The organism is Pseudomonas sp. NFACC02 (assembly GCF_900110765.1).
In the GTDB taxonomy this organism is placed as follows: Bacteria; Pseudomonadota; Gammaproteobacteria; order Pseudomonadales; family Pseudomonadaceae; genus Aquipseudomonas.
This window is the reverse complement of record NZ_FOEO01000011.1, coordinates 96,877-120,250: the sequence shown is the minus strand read 5'-3', so window position 1 is coordinate 120,250 and position 23,374 is coordinate 96,877. Positions and strand designations below refer to the sequence as shown.

General features: G+C 60.4%; 15 protein-coding genes. 6 read left to right on the top strand and 9 right to left on the bottom strand.

The window, feature by feature from the left end; all coding sequences use genetic code 11:
* Positions 1-58 precede the first annotated feature (58 nt).
* A complete protein-coding gene (locus BMY73_RS12330; protein ID WP_092407343.1) occupies positions 59-1,912 on the top strand; it encodes a sigma-54-dependent Fis family transcriptional regulator in 1,854 nt (617 codons plus the stop codon).
* A 175-nt stretch (positions 1,913-2,087) separates the two neighbouring features.
* On the opposite strand, the gene cysS is transcribed toward BMY73_RS12330, so the two are convergent.
* Both cysS and BMY73_RS12320 read right to left on the bottom strand, forming a co-directional pair.
* A complete protein-coding gene (gene cysS, locus BMY73_RS12325) occupies positions 2,088-3,470 on the bottom strand; it encodes a cysteine--tRNA ligase (protein ID WP_062390276.1) in 1,383 nt (460 codons plus the stop codon).
* A 9-nt stretch (positions 3,471-3,479) separates the two neighbouring features.
* Positions 3,480-5,180 carry a glutamine--tRNA ligase/YqeY domain fusion protein gene (locus BMY73_RS12320; RefSeq protein ID WP_062390274.1) on the bottom strand — a complete coding sequence of 567 codons (1,701 nt, stop codon included), beginning with the start codon at positions 5,178-5,180 and terminating at the stop codon, positions 3,480-3,482.
* Between the two features lie 271 nt (positions 5,181-5,451).
* On the opposite strand from BMY73_RS12320, the gene BMY73_RS12315 reads away from it, so the two are divergent.
* On the top strand, positions 5,452-5,955 hold the full coding sequence (locus BMY73_RS12315; protein ID WP_062390272.1) for a peptidylprolyl isomerase: 504 nt from the start codon (positions 5,452-5,454) through the stop codon (positions 5,953-5,955).
* Positions 5,952-6,710 (top strand): UDP-2,3-diacylglucosamine diphosphatase, encoded by a 759-nt coding sequence (gene lpxH / locus BMY73_RS12310; protein ID WP_092407341.1) that lies wholly within the window; start codon positions 5,952-5,954, stop codon positions 6,708-6,710. The genes BMY73_RS12315 and lpxH overlap by 4 nt, the downstream gene beginning before the upstream one ends.
* 66 nt (positions 6,711-6,776) lie before the next feature.
* Here the strand turns inward: lpxH and BMY73_RS12305 are convergent, their stop codons facing one another.
* The 5 genes from BMY73_RS12305 to BMY73_RS12285 form a co-directional block, all read right to left on the bottom strand.
* Complete coding sequence (locus tag BMY73_RS12305; protein WP_092407339.1) at positions 6,777-8,309, bottom strand: DHA2 family efflux MFS transporter permease subunit; 1,533 nt, start codon at positions 8,307-8,309, stop codon at positions 6,777-6,779.
* 63 nt (positions 8,310-8,372) lie between these two features.
* The gene (locus tag BMY73_RS12300; RefSeq protein ID WP_092407337.1) at positions 8,373-9,650 is read right to left on the bottom strand and encodes an HlyD/EmrA/EmrK family protein; all 1,278 of its coding nucleotides are present in this window, start codon (positions 9,648-9,650) and stop codon (positions 8,373-8,375) included.
* Between the two features lie 10 nt (positions 9,651-9,660).
* Positions 9,661-11,157: an efflux transporter outer membrane subunit gene (locus BMY73_RS12295; protein ID WP_092407335.1), complete on the bottom strand. Its 1,497-nt coding sequence runs from the start codon at positions 11,155-11,157 to the stop codon at positions 9,661-9,663.
* Complete coding sequence (locus tag BMY73_RS12290) at positions 11,154-11,627, bottom strand: MarR family winged helix-turn-helix transcriptional regulator (protein ID WP_092407333.1); 474 nt, start codon at positions 11,625-11,627, stop codon at positions 11,154-11,156. The genes BMY73_RS12295 and BMY73_RS12290 overlap by 4 nt, the downstream gene beginning before the upstream one ends.
* A 381-nt stretch (positions 11,628-12,008) precedes the next feature.
* Positions 12,009-12,617: a MiaE family protein gene (locus tag BMY73_RS12285; RefSeq protein ID WP_062390260.1), complete on the bottom strand. Its 609-nt coding sequence runs from the start codon at positions 12,615-12,617 to the stop codon at positions 12,009-12,011.
* An 82-nt stretch (positions 12,618-12,699) separates the two neighbouring features.
* Between BMY73_RS12285 and BMY73_RS28320 the strand changes: the two genes are divergently transcribed.
* The gene (locus BMY73_RS28320) at positions 12,700-12,837 is read left to right on the top strand and encodes a hypothetical protein (protein ID WP_162770568.1); all 138 of its coding nucleotides are present in this window, start codon (positions 12,700-12,702) and stop codon (positions 12,835-12,837) included.
* A complete protein-coding gene (locus BMY73_RS12280) occupies positions 12,810-13,685 on the top strand; it encodes a universal stress protein (RefSeq protein WP_092407331.1) in 876 nt (291 codons plus the stop codon). The genes BMY73_RS28320 and BMY73_RS12280 overlap by 28 nt, the downstream gene beginning before the upstream one ends.
* 67 nt (positions 13,686-13,752) lie before the next feature.
* Here BMY73_RS12280 and BMY73_RS12275 read toward each other — a convergent pair whose 3' ends face one another.
* The gene (locus BMY73_RS12275) at positions 13,753-14,220 is read right to left on the bottom strand and encodes a DUF1289 domain-containing protein (RefSeq protein ID WP_062390256.1); all 468 of its coding nucleotides are present in this window, start codon (positions 14,218-14,220) and stop codon (positions 13,753-13,755) included.
* A 404-nt stretch (positions 14,221-14,624) separates the two neighbouring features.
* Between BMY73_RS12275 and acnB the strand changes: the two genes are divergently transcribed.
* A complete protein-coding gene (acnB, locus tag BMY73_RS12270; RefSeq protein WP_062390253.1) occupies positions 14,625-17,225 on the top strand; it encodes a bifunctional aconitate hydratase 2/2-methylisocitrate dehydratase in 2,601 nt (866 codons plus the stop codon).
* Positions 17,226-18,338: 1,113 nt separating this feature from the next.
* Here acnB and BMY73_RS12265 read toward each other — a convergent pair.
* On the bottom strand, positions 18,339-23,195 hold the full coding sequence (locus tag BMY73_RS12265; RefSeq protein ID WP_092407329.1) for an NAD-glutamate dehydrogenase: 4,857 nt from the start codon (positions 23,193-23,195) through the stop codon (positions 18,339-18,341).
* Positions 23,196-23,374 lie beyond the last annotated feature (179 nt).

Genomic DNA, 23,374 nt, shown 5'->3' with positions numbered 1-23,374 from the left:
ACGCTCTGCCAAAGCCGTATCCCAAAAACAATAAAAGAACTCGGACGGAGCCATTTTCATGGCCACACCAGGCGTATCCACTGCTCACGACACCATCATTCAGGACTCATGGGCCCGTTGCCGCGAGTTCGGGCTCGATCACCAGTCCCGACCTGCCTTTGGCCGTCTGCCGGAACAGCAGGTTTCACAACTGCTGGAGCGGCACCAGTCGCTGGTGCAGACCACCCACCAGCAGGTTCTGCCGTTCTATGAAAACATCCTTAGTAACTCCAATTGCCTGATTCTGCTGGCTGACCAGCAAGGCCAGGTGCTCAATTCATGGGGCACCAAGCGCTTTGTCGAGCCGGCCCAGCAAATGGGCTTCGTCGCAGGCGCCAGCTGGCTGGAACGGGGTGTCGGCACCAACGCCATCGGCACGGCACTGGCGTGTGAACAGGCTGTTCACATTGAACACGATGAACACTTTCTCAAAGCCAACCGCTTCATGACCGGCTCGGCCGCGCCCATATTCGATGCGTCTCGGCGCATGATCGCGGTGCTTGATGTGTCCAGCGACAGCTTCCTGCCGCCCTCCCACACCCTCGGGATGGTGAAAATGATGAGCCAGACCATCGAAAACCGGCTGATCCTCGACCAGTTCCAGCACACGCATTTCCAGTTGACGTTCAACACCGGCCTCAACAACCTCGACAGCCAGTGGGCGGGCCTGCTGGTGTTCGACGAAAGCGGTCGCGTCCTTTGCGCCAACCGCCGTGCCGACAACCTGCTGGGGGTCAGCCTGTTGCGGGCCAATATCGAAGACCTGTTCAAGGCACCGATTACCCATCTGCTGGATCAGCAGGAAGGCCAACCCTTCCCGCTTCAGGCCTCGGGGCATAACCGTTTTCATTGCCTGATCAAACGACCGAAGGCATCGGTGTTGAAGTTCAGGACTGTGCAGACGCCGAAAAAAGCCGAACCCGGCCCGTTAGCATCGGCCTCGAGCGGGCTGGGTCATGGGGACGAGAAGGTCGAAAAAGCAGTCCGCCAGGCGCAGCGTCTTCTGGAGAAAAACGTTCCGTTGCTGATTCTCGGAGAGACCGGGGCTGGCAAGGAGGTGTTCGTCAAAACCTTGCATCAGGCAAGCTCGCGAGCAGATCAGCCGCTGATTGCGGTGAACTGTGCGGCGATCCCCTCCGAGCTGGTCGAGGCGGAACTGTTTGGCTACGAGAAAGGCGCGTTCACCGGCGCCCACCACAAAGGCAGCATCGGGCTGATTCGCAAGGCGGACAAAGGCACGCTGTTCCTGGACGAGATCGGCGACATGCCGCTGCCGGTTCAGGCACGCCTGCTGAGGGTGTTGCAGGAACGCTGCGTTCAACCGTTGGGCAGCAGCGAATTGTTCCCGGTGGATATCCGCGTCATCTCCGCCACTCACTGTTCATTGCGCGAACAGGTGCAGAGCGGCCGCTTCCGTCAGGACCTTTACTACCGCATCAGCGGGTTGAACCTAGAATTGCCACCGCTCAGGGAACGGACTGACAAGGCCGCGCTGGTCCAGGCGATCTGGGATCAGCACCGTGAACCGCAACAGACGGCGGGCTTCGAGCCATCGGTCCTGGCGTTGTTCGAACGTCATCCCTGGCCAGGAAACCTGCGGCAGTTGAGCAACGTGATTCAGGTCGCGCTGGCGCTGGCGGACGATCAGCCGATTTCCACCGAACACCTGCCGGAGGATTTTTTTGCCGATCTGGAAATGGACACTGAGCACAACGAGCAGGAGATCCCGTTCAACCGCCGGGCCGTGCTGGATACGCCGGAGGAACTGAACGAGCTGTTGCAGGCAGCCGGCGGGAATATTTCGCAGCTGGCCAAGCGGCTGGGGGTGAGCCGGAATACGCTGTACAAGCGGCTTCGGGAACAAGGGTTCTGATAGGGAGAAGCGGCGTCCATGATCGTTCCCACGCTCCGCGTGGTAACGCCGCCCCTGACGCTCTGCGTCGACTGTGACGCGGAGCGTCAGAGGATGCATTCCCACGCGGAGCGTGGGAACGATCAAACGCGAACGTATCCGCGCGGCGCGTGAGTACGGTCAATGACGAATCAGGTCAATCCGCCAGACGCCACGTCGTCCCGCCCTTCCCGTCTTCCAGCACCACACCCATGGCGGTGAGCTGGTCGCGGATACGGTCGGATTCGGCCCAGTTCTTGTCGGCGCGGGCTTGCAGACGCGCGGCAATCAGCGCCTCCACTTCTGCCGCATCGACACGACCTTCAGCCCCTGCGCGCAGGAAGTCGTCGGCCTCGAGCTGCAACACACCCAGCACGCTGGCAAGCTGCTTCAGACGTGCCGCCAGACCGGCTGCCGCGTTGACATCGCTGTCGCGCAGACGGTTGATCTCGCGGACCATCTCGAACAGCACTGCGCAGGCTTCCGGCGTGCCAAAGTCGTCGTTCATGGCCGCAGAAAAACGCTCGACGAACGCTTCGCCGCCCACGGGTTCGCTGACCGGCAGGCCTTTGAGGGCGTGGTAAAACCGCTCCAGCGCGCCCTTCGACTCCTTCAGGCTGTCTTCGGAATAGTTGATCGCGCTGCGGTAGTGGCTCGACACCAGCAGATAACGCACGACTTCCGGATGGTATTTGTCCAGCACGTCGCGAATGGTGAAGAAGTTATTCAAGGACTTGGACATCTTCTCGCCATTGATACGGATCATGCCGCAATGCATCCAGGCGTTGGCGTAGGTCTTGCCGGTGGCCGCTTCGCTTTGGGCGATTTCGTTTTCGTGGTGCGGAAATTCCAGATCGCTGCCGCCACCATGAATGTCGAAGGTCTCGCCCAGGCAGCAGGTGGACATCACCGAGCATTCAATGTGCCAGCCCGGACGGCCCGGCCCCCATGGCGATTCCCAGCTGGGTTCGCCCGGCTTGACGCCTTTCCACAGCACGAAGTCCAGGGGATCGTCTTTGGCTTCGTCGACTTCGATCCGCGCACCGATGCGCAGGTCTTCGATCTTCTTGCGCGACAGCTTGCCGTAACCCAGGAACTTGCCGACGCGGTAGTACACGTCGCCGTTGCCCGGCGCATAGGCATAACCCTTGTCGATCAGGCTCTGGATCATGTCGTGCATGCCGCCGATGTAATCGGTGGCACGCGGCTCCATGTCCGGCTTGAGGATGTTCAGGCGCGCTTCGTCCTCGTGCATGGCATCGATCATGCGGGCCGTCAGTGCATCGAACGCTTCGCCGTTTTCACGGGCACGATTGATGATCTTGTCGTCGATGTCGGTGATATTGCGCACGTAAGTCAGGTCATACCCGCTGAAACGCAGCCAGCGCGTGACCAGGTCGAACGCGACCATGCTGCGGCCGTGGCCCAGGTGGCAGTAGTCGTACACGGTCATCCCGCAGACGTACATGCGCACCTTGTTGCCATCCAGCGGCTTGAAGACTTCTTTGCTCTTGGTGAGCGTGTTGTAGATAGAAAGCACGGCTATTCCTTATTGACCCCAGGAATCACGCAGGGTCACGGTACGGTTGAATACCGGATGACCAGGTCTGGAGTCCTTGATGTCAGCCACGAAGTAACCTTCGCGCTCGAACTGGAAACGGTCTTCCGGCTGTGCGTCGCCCAGCGAAGGCTCGGCACGACAACCGGTGAGCACCTGGAGAGAGTCGGGGTTGATGTTGTCCAGGAAACTGGCGCCATCTTCGGCTTTCTCAGGATTGGCGGAGCGGAACAGACGGTCGTACAGACGCACTTCACACTCGACGCTTTCAGCCGCTGGCACCCAGTGAATCACGCCTTTGACCTTGCGACCCTCAGGGTTCTTGCCCAGGGTGTCCGGATCATAGGAGCAACGCAGCTCGACGATGTTGCCGTCGGCGTCCTTGATCGCTTCGTCGGCGCGGATCACGTAACTGCCACGCAGACGCACTTCACCGTTGGGCTCCAGGCGCTTGTAGCCCTTGGGCGGTTCTTCCATGAAGTCATCGCGATCGATGTAGATTTCACGGGAGAATGGCAGCTTGCGCACGCCCAGTTCTTCTTTCTGCGGATGACGTGGCAGTTCGAGGTGATCGACCTTGTCTTCCGGGTAATTGGTGATGACGACTTTCAACGGACGCAGCACGCACATGGCGCGCGGGGCGTTGTGGTCCAGGTCCTGACGGATGCTGAATTCGAGCATGCCGAAGTCCACCACGCCGTCGGAACGGTTGGTGCCGATCATTTCGCAGAAGTTACGGATCGACGCCGGGGTGTAGCCGCGACGGCGGAAGCCCGAGAGGGTCGACATGCGCGGATCGTCCCAGCCGTTGACGTGCTTCTCATCGACCAGTTGCTTGAGCTTGCGCTTGCTGGTGATGGTGTAGTTCAGGTTCAGGCGCGAGAACTCGTACTGGCGCGGCTTGCACGGCACCGGGAGGTTATCGAGGAACCACTCGTACAGCGGGCGATGGCTTTCGAACTCCAGGGTGCAGATCGAGTGCGTGATGCCTTCGATAGCGTCCGACTGACCGTGGGTGAAATCGTAGATCGGGTAGATGCACCACTTGTCACCGGTCTGATGGTGATGGGCGTGACGGATGCGGTACAGAATCGGGTCGCGCAGGTTCATGTTTGGCGAGGCCATGTCGATCTTGGCGCGCAGCACGCGGGCGCCGTCTTCGAACTCACCGGCTTTCATGCGGGCGAACAGGTCCAGGTTTTCCTCGACGCTGCGATCACGGAAGGGGCTGTTCTTGCCAGGCTCGGTCAGGGTGCCGCGGTATTCGCGGGCCTGTTCCGGGGTCAGGTCGTCGACATAGGCCTTGCCTGCCTTGATCAGCTCGACCGCCCAGTCGTGCAGCTGGTCGAAATACTGCGAGGCATAGCGCACTTCCCCGGCCCACTGAAAGCCCAGCCACTTGACGTCGCTTTCGATCGCGTCGATGTATTCCTGGTCTTCCTTGGCCGGGTTGGTGTCATCGAAACGCAAGTGCGTGACGCCGCCGAACTCCTGAGCCAGACCAAAGTTGACGCAGATCGACTTGGCATGACCGATGTGCAGGTAGCCGTTCGGCTCCGGCGGAAAACGGGTCACGATCTTGGTGTGCTTGCCCGAATCCAGGTCCGCCTGCACGATCGGGCGCAGGAAGTTGGTGGGAATTGCAGGGCCTGCCTTGGTGTTGGCATTAGCGTCTTGAGTGGGCTTGCTCATAGGATCCTTGAAAACCTGACAGTCTTGGCCAGGGTAGGCCGAATAAATCAAAGCGCCTATCATAGCCGAACCTGTCAAGCCCCTGACAGCGTGCAATGACAAAACAGCCGAGATGTACCATCGGTCATTTCGGGTCGCCACTAAACAGCGACTACCCGTTAAGCGACTAGCCTCTGTAAACTGCGCGCCTGGGTGAAATCGTCGGCACTTATTTACGCTGTAAGCCGTGATCGACACGTCCAACCACGAATTCCAAAAGAGCGACTTGCACATGTCCAAAGTAAAACTGACCACTAACCACGGTGACATCGTCCTGCAACTGAACGCTGAAAAAGCGCCGATCACGGTCGCCAACTTCGTTGAGTATGTTAACGCCGGTCATTACACCAATACCGTGTTCCACCGCGTTATCGGCAACTTCATGATCCAGGGCGGCGGTTTCGAGCCAGGCATGAAAGAGAAGAAAGACAAGCGCCCAAGCATCCAGAACGAAGCCGACAACGGCCTGCCGAACAAGAAGTACTCGGTGGCCATGGCCCGTACCATGGAGCCGCATTCGGCCTCCGCGCAGTTCTTCATCAACGTCGCTGACAACAGCTTCCTGAACCACAGCGCCAAGACCGTTCAGGGCTGGGGCTACGCGGTATTCGGTGAGGTGATCGAAGGTCAGGACGTCGTCGACAAGATCAAGGCCGTCGCCACCACGTCCAAGGCTGGCCACCAGGACGTTCCTGCTGATGACGTCATCATCGAGAAAGCAGAGATCGTTGAGTGATACTGCTGATCTCCGATCTGCATCTGGAAGAAGGACGTCCGGACATTACCCGGGCGTTTCTGGATCTGCTGACTGACCGCGCCCGTGGCGCCGAGTCGCTGTATATCCTCGGGGATTTTTTCGAAGCCTGGATCGGCGATGATGCGATGTCGCCCTTCCAGCGCTCGATCTGCGATGCCCTGCGTGCCTTGAGCGACAGCGGCACGCAGGTGTTTCTGATGCATGGCAATCGCGATTTTCTGATCGGCAAGGCGTTTTGCAAAGCCGCTGGCTGCACCTTGTTGAGCGACCCGAGCGTCGTGCGATTCAACGGTGAGCCGGTGTTGTTGATGCACGGCGACAGCCTGTGCACCCGCGACGAAGCCTACATGCGCCTGCGCCGCTACCTGCGCAATCCCCTGACTTTATGGGTTCTGCGTCACCTGCCGCTGAGCACCCGGCACAAGCTGGCGCGCAAGCTGCGCAGCGAAAGCCGCGCGCAGACCCGCATGAAAGCCAACGACATCGTTGATGTAACCCCCGAAGAAGTCCCGCGCATCATGACCGAGTTCGGCGTCAAGACGCTGATCCACGGCCACACCCACCGCCCCGCCATTCACAAGCTGCAGATCGGCGACCAGACCGCTCAACGGATCGTGCTGGGAGACTGGGACCGCGAAGGTTGGGCGTTGCAAGTCGACGAACAGGGCTTTCAGTTGACCTCCTTCGGGTTCGTGCCCGAGAAGCCGCTGGCGATCGGGCATACACCCGACTGACAAACACATGATCGTCCCTACGCTCCGCGTGGGAACAATCATATTCCGTGTGAGAGCTGAACCCTATCAATGCCCTGCCCCGGGCCCGGCCTTCGCTGCAAACGGCGGTTTGGCCATCCAGATGATCAGGATCAGTGCTAAGAAGACCCAGCCCATCATGTAGAAATAGTCCACCGTGGACATCATGTAGGCCTGACTGGTGATCATGCCGTCAAGCTGTGCATACGCCTGATTGCTCGCCCCACCCAGCGTGTCAAGCGCCTGTCGGGTCGTCGACTCGTAGTTGTTCACGTTTTCACTCAGGTAGGCATGGTGCATGTTGGCCCGCCGAATCCAGATCCAGGTCGTCAACGAGGCCGCGAAGCTGCCGCCCAGGTTACGCAGGAAGGTGGCAAGGCCCGAACCGTCGGCAATCTGTGACGGCGGCAAGTCCGACAACAGGATGCTCAGGGTCGGCATGAAGAACAGCGCAATGCCCGCGCCCATGAACAACTGCACCAGCGCGATGTGCTCGAAATCCACCTGACTGGTGAAGTTCGAGCGCATGAAACAGCTCATGCCAATCCCGAGAAACGCCAGACCGGCCAATATGCGCAAATCGAACTTGTTGGCGTAACGTCCCACGAACGGCGACATCAACACCGGCAGAACCCCGATCGGCGCCACCGCAAGCCCGGCATAGGTGGGCGTGTACCCCATCTGCGTCTGAAGCCACTGAGGCAGGATCAGGTTGATGCCGAAGAACCCCGCATACCCCATCACCAGACAGATCGTGCCCACCCTGAAGTTTCGGAAACCAAACAGGCGCAGGTTCACCACCGGGTGCTCGTCGGTCATTTCCCAGATCACGAACGCCGTCAGCCCGATCACAGAGATCACCGTGCCGATGATGATGAAGTTCGAGGAGAACCAGTCCAGGTCATTGCCTTTATCGAGCACGATCTGCAGAGCACCCACACCAATGATCAAGGTGATGAGCCCCACGTAATCCATCGGTTGACGGCTGGTGGTCACCGGGCGAGCCGCCATCTGCGTACGCACCACGAACGCGGCGAACAGCCCGATCGGCACGTTGATGAAGAAGATCCACGGCCAGGTGTAACTGTCGGTGATCCAGCCGCCCAGGATCGGCCCGGCAATGGGCGCGACGACTGTCACCATCGCCAGCAAGGCCAGAGCCATCCCCCTTTTCGCTGGCGGATACACCGCAATCAGCAGCGTCTGGGTCATCGGGTACAGCGGCCCCGCCACCACGCCCTGTACGACACGGAAGCCCACCAGTTCCGGCATCGAGGTGGAAATACCACACAGGAACGACGCCATCACGAACAGGATCGTGGCCCAGATAAACAGCTTGACCTCGCCAAAGCGTCGGCTCAGCCAGCCCGTCAACGGCAAGGCGATCGCGTTACTCACGGCAAACGAGGTGATGACCCAGGTGCCTTGCTCGGAACTGACCCCCAGGTTGCCGGAGATCGTCGGCAGCGCCACGTTGGCAATGGTGGTGTCGAGCACTTGCATGAACGTCGCCAGCGACAGACCGATGGTCGTCAACAAAAGACTGGGCGGCGTAAAAGAAGCGGGAGCGTTGTTACTCATCGCGAATCCTTTGACACTCGAAGAGGGCTCCGGCGGTCACGCCGGAGCGGATGGATCGGCGAATCAGCGCTGGGCGGTATTGCCGGAGGCGGAGGCGCTGTTTTCATGGATCAGACGATTGATCAAGCTGTCGGCGTCAGCCAGTTGTTTGACGTACACGTCGGTGGTGAACGACGCCTGCTTCGGTGGCTGCTGCGCCAGGACCGGACCGCTCTGGTCGTGCAGGTTGACGTCGACCACCGTCGACAGGCCGATACGCAGCGGATGTTGTGCCAGTTCATCCGGGTTGATGTGAATCCGCACCGGCACCCGCTGCACGATCTTGATCCAGTTACCCGTCGCGTTCTGCGCCGGCAACAATGCAAACGCGCTGCCCGTACCGGCCCCCACACTGTCTACGGTGCCGCTGTACTTCACGTCACTGCCATACAGGTCCGCTTCGATGTCCACCGGCTGGCCGATCCGCATCTTGCCCAGCTGGGTTTCCTTGAAGTTGGCGTCGATCCACAGCTGATCCAGCGGAATCACCGCCATCAGCGCGGTCCCCGGTTGCACCCGTTGACCCAGTTGCACGGTGCGCTTGGCCACGTAACCGGTCACCGGCGCAATCAGCGTGCTGCGCGCATTGCTCAAGTACGCCTGACGCAATTGCGCGGCAGCCGCCTTGACGTCCGGGTGCGAAGCAACGTCTGTGTCGTCGACCAGTGCAGTGCTGGTCGCCAGTTGCTGCTGGATGTTCGCCAACGCGTTTTGCGCGCTGGTCAAGTCATCCTTGGCATGGGACAGCTCTTCCTGGGAGATCGCCCCGCCCGCCGCCAAGTTGCGACGACGGGTGTAGTTGTCCTGCGCCTTTTTCACTTCGGCGCGCTGGGCTGCCAACTGCGCCTTGATGCCGTCAACGTTGCTGTACAGACCACGCACCTGACGCACGACTTTCCCCAGATTCGCTTCGGCGCTCTGCAGCGCGACTTGCGAATCGTTGGGGTCGAACTGCACCAGCACCTGGCCTTCACGGACCAGATCGCCATCGTCCGCACCAATGCTGACGACCGTGCCCGTCGTTTGCGGGGTGATTTCCACCACGTTGCCATTGACGTACGCATCGTCAGTGCTTTCGTTCCAGCGGCCATAGACTTCGTACCAGGCCCAGACACCCAGGCCGCCGAGGATCACGATGGCCGCCAGACCGATCAACAGCAGTTTGCGCTTACGCGGGTTTTTCTGTGGCTGACCCGCTGGGGCAGACTGATCCTGGGAAGCCTGGCTCTGGCCTGCCTTTTGCTGGCCATCAGGGGACTTTTGTTCATTTGCAGCGTTGTTTTCGGTAGTGGCAGTGGCCATGACGATTACCTTAAGGGTTCAGCGACGCAGTTGACGGGACAGCCGGGGCGGCGTTTTCGCCAGGTGTGCTTTCTTCGAAGCCTCCCCCCAGGGCCTGCATCAACTGGATCGAAAGATCGATTCGTTCCGCGTTGAGATCAGCCAGTTGGCGTTGCGATTGCAGCAGTTGTTGCTCGACGGACAGCACATCCAGGTAGTTACCGATGCCTGATGAATAACGCTGAACGACGGTGTTGTAGGACTTCTGAATGACGTCGGTCGCTTCCTGACGCGCATCGATCTGGCTGCTGATCGAGCGCAGCTGACCGATGTTGTCGCTCACATCGCCTAACGCACGCACCAGGCTCTTGTTGTACTGCGCCACCGCGAGGTCGTAATCGGCGTCCCGCGCATCCAGATCGGCGCGACGACGACCGCCATCGAAAATCGGCAGGGACACGGTGGGCGCCACATTGAAGAAACGGCTGGCCGAACCGAACATCGCATCACCGAGCAGGGATTCAACGCCCGCCGACGCACTGAGGTTCAGGTTCGGATAAAAATTCGTTTTGCTGACGTCGATGTTTTTGCTCGCCGCCTCCACACGCCAGCGGGCCGCCACCAGATCGGGACGACGACCGAGCAGTTCGGCAGGCACCACTGACGGCAACTGCACCACCGCCGGTTTCAGCGCCGTGGGCCGAGCGAGCTCTTCACCGCGATCCGGGCCTTTACCCATCAACACGGCAAGGGAAATCTTCGCGGTGCGCAAGCGCTTGTCAGCGTCAGCCAGGGATTCCCGGGCGCTGGCTTCCAGACTTTGGGTCTGTTGGTACTGATACTCGCTGTCGATCCCCGATTTGAAACGACGTTCGCCCAGTTCGAGCAGTTGCCGGGTGCGTTTCAGGTCTTCCGCGGCCAGATCGCGGACGACGTAGGCTTGGCCGAGGTCGCTGTAAGCACGGGCCACGTCGGCCGCCAGGGTCAACTGCGCGGCGCGCTGGTCGATCTCGGTGGCGCGAGCCTGCCCCAACGCCGCTTCCCAGGCGGCTCGCTGGCCGCCCCACAAATCAAAGGTGTAATCGAAGGTGGCGCCCAGACTGCGCAGCGTGCTGTAACGGCCACCTTGCCCGAGTGGGTCCTGATCGCGCGCCAGACGCGAACGGCTGACGCTGGCACTGGCGTCGACGCTCGGCATGCGCTCGGCATCGGCGCCATACGCCGCAGCGGTCGCCTGATGGGTGCGGGCCGCTGCGATCTGCATGTCCGGGCTGTCGCGCAACGCTTCGGTGATCAAACCGTTGAGTTGCGGATCGCCGAGGCTCGTCCACCAGTCGCGCCTGGGCCAGGCAGCCGGCGACAGGCTGACGCCCCGCAGGCTGTGTCCGGCTTGAAGGCTGTTGGCATCAATGCCGACCCCTTCGGTGCTCAGGCCCTTGGAATTCGCGCAACCGGCCATGACCAGTGCGACGAATACCAGGCTTAGTGAAGTGCGCAGAGCCGAGCTCTGCCTGGCTTGAATGTTCATTTTCCTGCCAACCGCGCGAGTGTGATGGGATCAGCCGAGGCCACCAGAATCTTGGTGAGGATTTTCTCCAGCGTGACCAGTTCGCTGTGCTCCAGCACGCCGACCATCTCGTTCATCGCGGCAGCACCGACCTCGGGCAACAGGTCGGAAAGCGCTTGCCCCGACTCCGTCAGCACCAGCCGAACCTGACGACGATCCGACGCGCAGCGCGTGCGGACCAACAGATCCTTCTGCTCAAGACGATCGAGCATGCGCGTCATCGAACCGCTGTCCAGCGACAGCGAACGGCACAGCTCGGCCGGGGTATCGGTATTGAATCTGGAAATGATCACCAACACTTTGAACTGCTGAGCGGTGACGTCATGGGGTTCCAGGTGTTTTTCGAGGATGCGGTTTTTCAGCTGTTCGGTTCGACCAAGCAGCATGCCGAGAAAGCTGTCGTTAAAGTTTTCGGGGGTGAAATGCGCCATTGATAGCCACCAATTATCTGCCTAGGCAGTGAATGCCTCGAATATTACTGCCTAAGCAGCTAACACACAATGAAACAATTTTTAGGATGCAGAGTTCCTGACCGGCGTGGTTGCCCGAATCGGTGGCGGGAGTGTTGCGCGAATGCGCTTCTGCCTGGAGGGCAGGAGATTTGAACGAGTGCGTATTTGCACGGAGGGCGTGGGCGTCAGGCTTGCCGACGGGGCGTGCGGAAGATGCGATCTGTGGGAGCCAGCTTGCTGGCGAATGCGGCCCAAACCGTCGTAACCTCCGCCGGCTCCTACAGGTGTTGTGGCGTCAACATACTCCGGGGCGGGCAGGAGCCGGCGTCTAGCGGTACGGGTGTAAGCGATAAAAAGGCGTTACAGCGCAGGCACGCCGCTGTGAAAGCGGAAATCCTCGTCAGGACTTTCGATCAGCTCGCGCTCGGCGAGCCGGATTTCTTCGATCTTGGCGTTGACGTCCGCCTCATCGCCATAGAGGTAGGCGAGTTTGAGGTAGTCCTGAAAGTGCCGCGCTTCGGATTTGAGCAGGCTGGCATAGAACTTCGACAAGTCAGCGTCCAGGTGCGGCACCAGCGCCGCAAACCGTTCACACGAACGCGCCTCGACGATGGCGCCGACCACCAGCGCATCGGTCAGGCGATACGGGTTGTGGTTGCGCACCCGTTTGCGCAACGAACCGGCATAACGGGCCGAGCTGATATTGGCCATGGGGATGCCACGTTTCTTGATAATGCCGATCACTTGTTCGAAATGACGCAGCTCTTCACGCGCCAGACGCGACATCTTGGCCAGCAGATCGAATTTGTCGTTGTACTGAAACATGAATTGAAACGCCGCACCGGCGGCCTTCTTTTCATTGTTGGCGTGGTCGATCAGCAAAATATCCAGATTCTGCAACGCGGTCTGCACCCAGCGGTCAGGGGTGGGGCAAAGCAGAAAAGCATTGACGTCCGGGTAAATCTGCATGGTTTCACAACTGGCTGGAAGACAAGGCGCAGCATTATACGGGCCCTGAGGCACAGAACCAGTGTCTCTGGCCGGAAAAAGCATGACCGCGATCAACGCAACGGGCGACGACGGCACCTATAGTGAACTCATCGAACAGCCTGGCGCCCAGGTGGTCGGATACTTCATGGAACACTCCAGGGAGATCAGCTCATGCAATCGATTCGCAGGATTCTGGTAATCATCGAACCCAGCGCGGAAACGGACACGGTCGAAAGCCTGGCCATGCGACGGGCCTGTCTGATCGCCAACGCGACAGAGGCCAGCCTCCATCTGTTGATTTGCGACAAAAAGTTCGACCATTCCGAGCTGCTCGCAACCCTCAAACAGGACCTCCAGGCCGACGACTTCAACGTCACGGCGCAACAGGAATGGCATGAGAGCGTTCATCAGACCATCATCAAGGTGCAACAGGCAGAAGGCTCTGATCTGGTCATCAAACAGCACTTTCCCGACAGTACGCTAAAGCGCGCCCTGCTGACGCCCGCCGACTGGAAGCTGCTTCGCTACTGCCCTTGCCCGGTACTGATGGTTAAATCCGATCGCCCCTGGAAAGGTTCGGCCGTTCTGGCGGCTGTGGATGTAGGCAATCCCGACGGCGAACACAGCGCCCTGCACTACAGCATCATCGAGCATGGCCACCAGCTTGCTCAAATCACGGGGATAGACCTGCACGTGATCGCCGCCCACCCTTCACCCCTGCTGTCGGCCGCCGATCCTGTCTATCAGTTGTCGTCGAGTGTGGAAGGACGGTACCGCGAACAATGTCAGGTCTTTCAGACCGAATTCAACATCGACGATGCCCACTTCCACATTGCCGAAGGGCCGGCGGACGTGTTGATTCCTTTTACCGCCCACCATCTGAAAGCAGCCGTCACGGTCATCGGCACGGTCGGGCGCACGGGTATTCCCGGTGCACTGATCGGCAATACCGCCGAAGTGGTGCTGGATTCACTGGAGAGCGACGTGTTGGTGCTCAAGAGCGAGGAAGCGCTCGCGCACCTGGAAGAGGGGTTGACGAAGACGTAAAGCGCTGCGGTTTCGCCTCTGTCCTGTGGTCGGAACAAAGACCTGAATCAAGAACAGGATGGCGCACTCACCCCATCGCATCCTTCAGAAACCCAGGGGCGATGTAGCGCTCATAGTGCGCCTCGGACAGCAGGAAAAATTCCCGATCAATGGCATCGCGCAGATCCGGTAGCGGCCAGTCGCGAAATTCAGGCAGCAGCACCATACCGTAGGCTTCCAACTGGTTGATGACCCGCGCACCGCGTGCGATCAACTGGTACGCCCAGCAGTATTCGGACTGATTCGGCACGAAACGGATCTTGCGCAGTTCGAGTTGAGCGCGCAGCTTCTCGGCGTCAAACACTTCAACCTTGGCCGCCATCACCTGCACCAGCAGCTGCTCCAGCCGCAGCCAGACCGCGCGCTTCTCGTCCTCGTTGTAACCGTTCCAGTGAATCACTTCATGGTGGAAACGCTTGCAACCCCGGCACACCAGGTCGCCGTAGACGGTGGAACACAAGCCCACGCAGGGCGTCTTGATGACTTGACTGGACATGGCGGGAAAACACGGCGGCAAACGAAACAAGCCCGCATGTTAGCCCTTTGTCTAACGGGGTACACCCCCGAAGATGTAGGGTCTAACTTACCTTTACCTTTTTTTTGCCGTAGAATCACCGGGCCTTTTAAGGCGCCAATGTCCGTTGGAAGCTGTTTTCAAAGCGTCACGAGCACAGTCAGGGCTTTTAATAGAGCCTACCCCGCAGATGGTTCCCGACGCAGGTTCGCCTGCGTCCCCTCCTCAGAACCGTTCATGCAGGCGTAAAACTTTGAAAACAGCTTCTGTTGGAGATCGTCAGCTTCCTGCCAAGAAACTCAAAAAGTTTTGACATGCACGGTCGCGGACCTTCTCTGGATGAGCGTCCCGGACACCCATTTGGGACCACTGATGAGGGTAATACTGTGCTTGAAGCCTACCGTAAACACATCGAAGAGCGTGCCGCCCAGGGTATCGTGCCCCAGCCGCTTAACGCCGAACAAACCGCAGGCCTGGTCGAGCTGCTGAAAAACCCACCGGCTGGCGAAGAAGCTGTCCTGCTTGACCTGATCACCAATCGCGTTCCACCTGGCGTTGACGAAGCTGCCTACGTCAAAGCCGGTTTCCTCTCCGCCCTGGCCAAGGGCGAAGTCACTTCCCCTCTGCTGGACAAGAAACGCGCGGTAGAACTGCTCGGCACCATGCAGGGCGGCTACAACATCGTGACCATGGTCGAACTGCTGGACGACGCCGAGCTGGCACCGGTTGCCGCCGAGCAACTGAAGCACACCCTGCTGATGTTCGACGCCTTCCACGACGTCGCCGAGAAAGCCAAGAACGGTAACGCACACGCCAAGGCCGTGTTGCAATCCTGGGCTGACGGCGAGTGGTTCCAGAAGCGCCCTACCCTGGCCGAGAAAATCAGCCTGCGCGTTTTCAAGGTGACCGGCGAAACCAACACCGACGACCTGTCCCCTGCGCCTGACGCCTGGTCCCGTCCGGACATTCCTCTGCACGCCCTGGCCATGCTGAAAATGGCCCGCGACGGCATCGTGCCGGACGTGCAAGGCTCCATCGGCCCGATGAAGCAGATCGAAGAAATGCGCGGTCAGGGCTTCCCTATCGCTTACGTCGGTGACGTGGTCGGTACCGGTTCCTCGCGTAAATCGGCGACCAACTCGGTGCTGTGGTTCTTCGGCGACGACGTTCCCTACGTCCCGAACAAGCGCGCTGGCGGCTTCTGCTTCGGCAGCAAGATCGCACCGATCTTCTACAACACCATGGAAGATGCGGGCGCACTGCCGATCGAATTCGATGTGAGCAACATCAACATGGGCGACGTGATCGACGTCTATCCCTACGCGGGCAAGGTCTGCAAGCACGACAGCGACGAAGTGATCACCACCTTCGAACTGAAGACCCCGGTCCTGCTGGACGAAGTCCGTGCCGGTGGCCGTATTCCGCTGATCATCGGTCGCGGTCTGACCGGCAAGGCGCGCGCCGAGCTGGGTCTGCCGCCTTCGACGCTGTTCAAGCTGCCTGAAGTCCCTGCGGCCAGCACCAAAGGCTTCACCCTGGCACAGAAGATGGTTGGCAAGGCCTGTGGCACCGACGGTATCCGTCCGGGCACCTACTGCGAGCCGAAGATGACCACCGTCGGTTCTCAGGACACCACCGGTCCAATGACCCGTGACGAACTGAAAGACCTGGCGTGCCTGGGTTTCTCGACCGACCTGGTGATGCAGTCCTTCTGCCACACCGCGGCGTATCCGAAGCCAATCGACGTCAAGACTCACCACACCCTGCCTGACTTCATCATGACCCGTGGTGGCGTTTCGCTACGTCCGGGCGACGGCATCATCCACAGCTGGCTGAACCGCATGCTGCTGCCGGACACCGTCGGCACCGGTGGTGACTCGCACACCCGTTTCCCGATCGGTATCTCGTTCCCGGCCGGTTCCGGTCTGGTGGCGTTCGCCGCCGCCACCGGCGTCATGCCGCTGGACATGCCGGAGTCGATCCTGGTTCGCTTCAAAGGCAAGCTGCAACCGGGCGTCACCCTGCGTGACCTGGTTCACGCCATTCCTTACTACGCGATTCAGAAAGGCCTGTTGACCGTCGAGAAGAAAGGCAAGAAGAACGCCTTCTCCGGCCGGATCCTGGAGATCGAAGGTCTGGAAACCCTGACCGTCGAGCAAGCCTTCGAACTGTCTGACGCGTCGGCCGAGCGCTCTGCCGCCGGTTGCACCATCAAACTGTCCAAAGAGTCGATTGCCGAATACCTGAAGTCGAACATCACCCTGCTGCGCTGGATGATCGGCGAAGGCTACGGCGACCCACGTACTCTGGAACGCCGCGCTCAGGCGATGGAAGCCTGGATCGCCAATCCGGAGCTGCTGGAGGCCGATGCCGACGCCGAATACGCCGAAGTCATCGAGATCGACCTGGCCGACGTCAAGGAGCCTGTGCTCTGCGCGCCGAACGACCCGGACGACGCCCGTCTTCTGTCCAGCGTGGCTGGCGAGAAGATCGACGAAGTGTTCATCGGTTCGTGCATGACCAACATCGGTCACTTCCGCGCAGCCGGCAAGTTGCTGGATCAGGTCAAAGGTCAGCTGCCAACCCGTCTGTGGCTGTCGCCACCGACCAAGATGGACGCTCACCAGCTGACCGAGGAAGGCTACTACGGCATCTACGGCAAGGCAGGCGCGCGCATGGAAATGCCGGGCTGCTCGCTGTGCATGGGTAACCAGGCACGTGTAGAGCCGAACAGCACCGTGGTGTCGACCTCGACCCGTAACTTCCCGAACCGTCTGGGCGATGGTGCGAACGTTTACCTGGCCTCGGCCGAGCTGGCGTCCGTCGCGTCGATCCTGGGTCGCCTGCCGACCGTCGAGGAGTACATGGAATACGCGGGTAAGATCGACAGCATGGCTGCCGATGTGTACCGCTACCTGAGCTTCGACCAGATCGCCGAGTTCCGTGAAATCGCAGCGAACGCCAATATTCCGGTTGTTCAAGCGTAAGATCGAAACAGAGCGTTGAGAGAACCCCACTTCGGTGGGGTTTTTTTATGGGTTGGTTTTGGGGCTTGGGGCTTGGATTTTGGTGGCTCTGGGTGGTGGGTGTATATCCGTGATTTGGGGTGGCGCGGATAGTGGTTCCGCTCTTACAGCGGGTCACTTTTGAAAAGGCCCCAAAAGTAACCAAAAGTGCCCTGCTCCTGGTTGGGCCCTCGTTCCTCGGGTACCCGCACTCCGACGACGCTCCGTGGGCCCGCGCCGAACGGGCATCCATGCCCTGACGGCGCTCTCGCGGCATCCATGCCGCTCGGCCCACTGCGCGTCGTCTGCGTTTGGCCTGCACCCAAGTCGCGTTTTGTGGTGTCTAGGCTGGCGAGGTATGAAAAGCAGAGGCAACGGCAACGGCAACGGCAACGGCAACGGCAACGGCAACAGTGAACGCAACAGCGGCGCAAGACCTCTCTGCTTTTGACTCTGCCCGGAGGGCGTAGGAGCGCGCTTGCCCGCGATCTGCCGGGAACCGGCAGTAAACCCTGAGAATGCGGTCTACCTGACACAGCCAAGGTGACTGATTTTACTGCCGCTGCGCGGCAGATCGCGGGCAAGCGCGCTCCTACGCCCTCCGGGCAGAAGCAGCGACATACGTGAGTTCGCTACCGTCGGCAAGCCGGACTGCTACGGGTTCGGTGAACGCACCCGCTTCTGCTCTGCTTTCATGCGCGACAGTCCAAACGCCGCAAAACGCGACTTGGGTGCAGGCCAAACGCAGGCGGCGCGCAGTGGGTCGAGCGGCAGGGATGCCGCGAGAGCGCCGTCAGGACATGGATGTCCGTTCGGCGCGGGCCCACGGAGCGTCGTCGGAGTGCGGGAACCCGACGCAGGAGGGCCAAGCCGGGAGCAAAGCGTTTTTGGTTACTTTTGTCGCTTTTTTACAAAAGTGACCCGCTGTAAGAGCGGAACCCTAAGCCGCCGTTACCGCAGAAACGGATATGCCCCCAATCCAGGCTCCAACAAACATCCGCTTTTAACGTTCCCAATCCCTGACAAACCAAACACCACAAAACAAAAAGCCCCACATCTCTCGATGCAGGGCTCCGGTTACCACTCAAACAACCATCACACCACAGCCGTCTGCCCACTCATGGCCAGGTCCAGCAGCTCGCGGTTGGCAACGGCGTACATCGCGTAGTCATTACCACTCGCCGCACGCAGTTCGACCAACATCGCGCGCCAGCGCTCGACCATCGGCATGTGCTGCTCCAGCCACAGGTTCAGACGCTCTTCCACATCCGCAGGGCCGTTCGGCATCTGCAGGACGGACACCGTAATCGCCCGTTGCTGCCAGTCGATATCGTCGCGGAACGCCTCGCGGGCCAGGGCCTGCCAGTTGTTCTCGACCGGTAGCGCGCTGATTTGCTGCAGGTACCAGGTGACGTCCAGCGAGCTGCCCACCGCGAAGTACACCTTCGCCACATCGGCCGCATTCTGGCCCGTCACGTCGGAGGCTTCGATGATCGGCAACAGGGTATACAGGTGCGTCGTCCCGGCAACCATTCGCGCCAGCAATTCAGGCACGCCCGCTTCGACGTACTCCTGATAACGCGCCTGCCAGACTTCCCGGGTCGGGCCTTCCAGCAGTTCGTCCAGTTTCAGGCCCAGCGCGGCGATGTGCGGACCGAAATGCGCGACGTCGCGTGCAGCGTCCAGTTCATTGCGACGGCTGCGCAGGAACCAGCGCGTGGCACGGCGGCCCAGGCGCATCAGTTCATCCATCAGCGCCAGCTGGATTTCAGCCGGGACCTTGTAGTCCAGTGCCTCGATCTGACGGAACCAGTGCGGCAGATGGAAGATGTCACGCACGATCACGTAAGCCCCGGCCACGTTGGCCGCACTCATGCCGGTTGACTCTTTGAGCCGTTGCACGAAGGTGATGCCCATGTGGTTGACCAGATCGTTGGCGATCTGCGTGCTGACGATTTCGCGCTTCAGGCGGTGGCGGCGCATGGATTCCGAGAATTTCGCGCCCAGTGAAGGCGGAAATGCGGTTTCCATGTCACGCGCCAGGTAATCGTCGTCCGGTACGCGGGACTCCAGCAGCGCTTCCTTGAGGTCGATCTTGCTGTACGAGATCAGCACCGACAGTTCGGCGCGGGTCAGGCCCTGCTGCTCGCCGATGCGCTCGGCCAGTTGATCTTCAGCCGGCAGGAACTCGATGGCACGGTCCAGCTTGCCGCGAGATTCCAGGTCGCTCATCAGACGCTTGTATTCGGCGATGCGCTCGTACGCACGACGCGCGGCCAACGACAGGGCCTGGGTCTGCTTGTAGTTATTGCTGAGTACCAGATTGCCCACTTCATCGGTCATGCTTTCGAGCAGCAGGTTGCGCTGCTTCTCGGTCATGTCGCCGGCCTGCACCACTTCGTTGAGCAGGATCTTGATGTTCACTTCGTGGTCGGAGCAGTCCACGCCACCGGCGTTGTCGATGAAGTCGGTGTTGGTGGCGCCCCCCAGCAGGCCGAACTCGACGCGTCCCAATTGGGTCATGCCCAGGTTGCCGCCCTCGCCCACCACCTTGCAACGCAACTGGTTGCCGTTGACACGCAGGGCGTCGTTGGCTTTGTCGCCGACGTCGGCATGGCTTTCGGAGCTGGCCTTGACGTAGGTGCCGATACCGCCGTTCCACAGCAGGTCCACCGGCGCCTTGAGCAACGCGTGCATCAGTTCGGTCGGGGTCAGCTTGTCGGCACTGATGTCAAAGCGCGCTTTCATCTGCGGCGTGATGGTGATGCTCTTCAGGCTGCGCGGGAAAATGCCGCCGCCCTCGGACATGATGCTGGTGTCGTAATCGGTCCAGGCCGAGCGTGGCAGGTCGAACAGACGCTGGCGCTCGGCGAAGCTGGTGGCCGGATCGGGATTGGGGTCGATGAAAATGTGCAGGTGGTTGAACGCCGCCACCAATTGCAGTTTGTCGGACATCAACAGGCCGTTGCCGAACACGTCACCGGCCATGTCACCGACGCCTATCACACTGATCGAGTCCTGCTGAACATTGATCCCGCGCTCGCGGAAGTGGCGCTGCACGCCGACCCACGCGCCCTTGGCGGTGATGCCCATCTTCTTGTGGTCGTAACCGGCCGAACCGCCCGAGGCAAACGCATCGCCCAGCCAGAAACCGTAGTCGATGGCGATGCCGTTGGCGATGTCGGAGAAGGTCGCGGTGCCTTTGTCCGCAGCCACCACCAGGTACGGGTCATCGCTATCATGACGCACGACGTTGGCGGGCGGCACCAGCGCGCCTTCTTTCAGGTTGTCGGTGATGTCCAGCAGGCCCGAGATGAAGATGCGGTAGCAGGCGATCGCTTCGGCCTGGATCTCGTCGCGGGTGCCGGTGGTCGGCAGACGGCGCGGCAGGAAACCGCCCTTCGCGCCCACCGGCACGATGACCGAGTTCTTCACTTGCTGGGCTTTGACCAGGCCCAGGACTTCGGTGCGGAAGTCTTCTTCCCGGTCGGACCAGCGCAGGCCGCCGCGCGCCACATTGCCGAAACGCAGGTGAACGCCTTCGACGCGTGGCGAATACACGAAGATTTCAAACTTCGGCACCGGCTTGGGCAGCTCGGGGATCAGACGCGGATTGAACTTGAAGCTGAAGTAGCTCTTATTCTGACCGTTGGCGTCGGTCTGGTAGAAGTTGGTGCGCATGGTCGCCTTGATCAGATCAAGGTAGCGACGCAGGATGCGGTCCTCGTTGAGCACCTGGACATCGTCCAGCGCCGAGAGGATTGCCTGTTCCAGGCGTTGCTGCATGTCATCCAGATCGCCGCCGCTCAGCTTGCGCGCCAGGTAGAAGCGGGTTTTGAACAGGCGGGTCAGCTCACGCGCGATGTCGGCGTGGTTGTTCAGGGTGCTGGCGATGTAGCCCAGGTCGAAGCCCAGACGAATCTGTTTCAGGTACCGGGCGTAAGCACGCAGCAGCGCCACATCGCGCCACGGCAGACCGGCGGTCAGCACCAGACGGTTGAACGCATCGTTTTCGGCTTCGCCACGAACGATGTGGACAAAGGCGTCCTGCAGGGTGTCGTTGAGCTGCTGCAGGTCCAGGTTCAGACCCTCGCCGTAGGTGAAGGCGAAGTCGTGAATCCAGAACTCGCGGCCGTTGTTGTGCCGCAGGCGATAGGGGAACTCGCCCAACACACGCAGGCCGAGATTTTCCAGAATCGGCAGGACGTCGGACAGCGCCAGCGGAGTGTCGGCGTGGTACAGCTTGCAGTGCAGCTGCGCCTTGTCACCCGACAATGGCTGATAGAAGCTCATGACCAGCGGATTGGCCTCGGACAGGTTCAGCAGGTGTTGCATGTCGACCACGGCTGAATGCGCGGCGAAACGCTCGCGATAGCCTGCCGGGAAGCCTTTCGGGAAGTCGGCCAGTACGTTGGTGCCTTGCGCCTCGCCGAAGCTTTCGATGACCAGGCTCGCGTAATCGTCCTTCCACGAACGGCAGGCCTGGATGACTTCGTTTTCCAGTTGCTGCGGGTCGATGTCCAGCGTGACTTTGGGGTCCACACGCAGGATCAACTGCACGCGGGCCAGTACCGATTCGGAGAAGAAAGTCCAGAACTCGCAGTCGCTGGCCTTCAGACGCTCCATCAGCACTTGCTGGATTTTCTGACGCACTTCGGTGGAGTAGACGTCGCGCGGCACATAGGCCAGGCAGTAGCAGAAACGGCCGTACGGGTCTTTGCGCAGGAAGACGCGAATCTTGTTGCGCTCCTGGATCTGCACGATCGACATGACGGTGGTGAACAACTCGTCCACCGGGGTCTGGAACAGGTCGTCGCGGGGCAGCACTTCAACGACTTGAGCCAGCTCCTTGCCCAGGTGCGCTTTGGCGTCGAAACCGGAACGACGCTCCACTTCCGCGACCTTGCGGCGGATATAAGGGATATTGCGCACACTTTCGCCGTACACCGACGAGGTGTAGAGGCCCATGAAACGGCATTCCTTGATGACCTTGCCGTCGGCGTCGATCTGGCGGATCGACACGTAGTCCGGGTACGCCGGGCGGTGAACACGGCTGGGGTGCGCGGCTTTGGCGAAGGACAGCAGGGTCGGCTCCTGCAGGTAGTTCACGGCATAGCCTTCGATGTGCAGGTCTTCAGCCGTGAGCCCGGCACGCAGCAATTTGGTCAGGCCCAGGAAGGACGACGGATCGTAAGTCAGCTGACCGCCATCACCACCGCCGCTGACGGTGAATTCTTCATAGCCCAGGAAGGTGAAGTGGTTGTTCACCAACCACTCGAGGAACACCTTGACCTCGGCTTTTTCGTCCGGGTCAACGTTGTACTCGATGGCGTCGATGCCGGCCAACAGCTCGTGCAGCTTGGCCTTCATCGGTTCGAAGTCTTCAACGGCCACGCGGACTTCACCGAGCACTTGCTCGAGCTCGCGGGCCAGCACGTTCAATTCTGCGGCGTTGGCGCAGCGATCGATCTCCAGGTACATCAGCGATTCTTGCAGCACGTCCTCGCCGGTGGTGCCTTTGGGCAGCAACTCGACCAACTGACCTCTCTCGTCGCGGCGCACGCTCAACACGGTGGTCTGCAACGTGTGAATGCTGTAACCGCGACGGTTCAATTCGGTACGGACCGAGTCGACCAGGAACGGCAGGTCGTGGTGCAACACTTCTACCGCGGTGTGCGTCGACTGCCAGCCGTGACGCTCGTAGTCAGGGTTGTAGACCCGAACCTCAGGCTTGCTGTGTTCGAAGCGCTCGAGCAGGCGCCAGGCCGACAGGGTGCAGCCGGCGAGGTCGGACAGTCTGCGCTGGGTCAGTTCGTCGAGGGAAATGATGCCGAAGAATTGGTCGGCGAACAGCGCCACTTGTGGCAGTGCCTGTTCACTGATGTGCTGGGCCAGTGCCGCTCTCAGTTGATGCTGGAAGTCGGACTTGCTGGCTGCGGTGAAGAACGCCATCTGTGGTACTCCGCTTGGCTTGGGCTTTTATATATAGGAGAGATGCGTGTTTCGGGGTCGTGCATGTGTGTGCCCGTTTTGCGTCTGTTCGATGATAGTCAGCAAAACGTGACAAGGCGCAGCGCGTGTTCACACTTGCCTTAGTACTAACGCTCGTCGTGTGTGCGTCGTCACATTGA

Coding starts and splice junctions, on each gene's coding strand:
- BMY73_RS12330 (WP_092407343.1), top strand. CDS start 59: ATGGCCACACCAGGCGTATCCACTGCTCACGACACCATCATTCAGGAC.
- BMY73_RS12320 (WP_062390274.1), bottom strand. CDS start 5,180: ATGAGCAAGCCCACTCAAGACGCTAATGCCAACACCAAGGCAGGCCCT.
- BMY73_RS12315 (WP_062390272.1), top strand. CDS start 5,452: ATGTCCAAAGTAAAACTGACCACTAACCACGGTGACATCGTCCTGCAA.
- BMY73_RS12305 (WP_092407339.1), bottom strand. CDS start 8,309: ATGAGTAACAACGCTCCCGCTTCTTTTACGCCGCCCAGTCTTTTGTTG.
- BMY73_RS12300 (WP_092407337.1), bottom strand. CDS start 9,650: ATGGCCACTGCCACTACCGAAAACAACGCTGCAAATGAACAAAAGTCC.
- BMY73_RS12295 (WP_092407335.1), bottom strand. CDS start 11,157: ATGAACATTCAAGCCAGGCAGAGCTCGGCTCTGCGCACTTCACTAAGC.
- BMY73_RS12290 (WP_092407333.1), bottom strand. CDS start 11,627: ATGGCGCATTTCACCCCCGAAAACTTTAACGACAGCTTTCTCGGCATG.
- BMY73_RS12285 (WP_062390260.1), bottom strand. CDS start 12,617: ATGCAGATTTACCCGGACGTCAATGCTTTTCTGCTTTGCCCCACCCCT.
- BMY73_RS28320 (WP_162770568.1), top strand. CDS start 12,700: ATGACCGCGATCAACGCAACGGGCGACGACGGCACCTATAGTGAACTC.
- BMY73_RS12280 (WP_092407331.1), top strand. CDS start 12,810: ATGCAATCGATTCGCAGGATTCTGGTAATCATCGAACCCAGCGCGGAA.
- BMY73_RS12275 (WP_062390256.1), bottom strand. CDS start 14,220: ATGTCCAGTCAAGTCATCAAGACGCCCTGCGTGGGCTTGTGTTCCACC.
- BMY73_RS12265 (WP_092407329.1), bottom strand. CDS start 23,195: ATGGCGTTCTTCACCGCAGCCAGCAAGTCCGACTTCCAGCATCAACTG.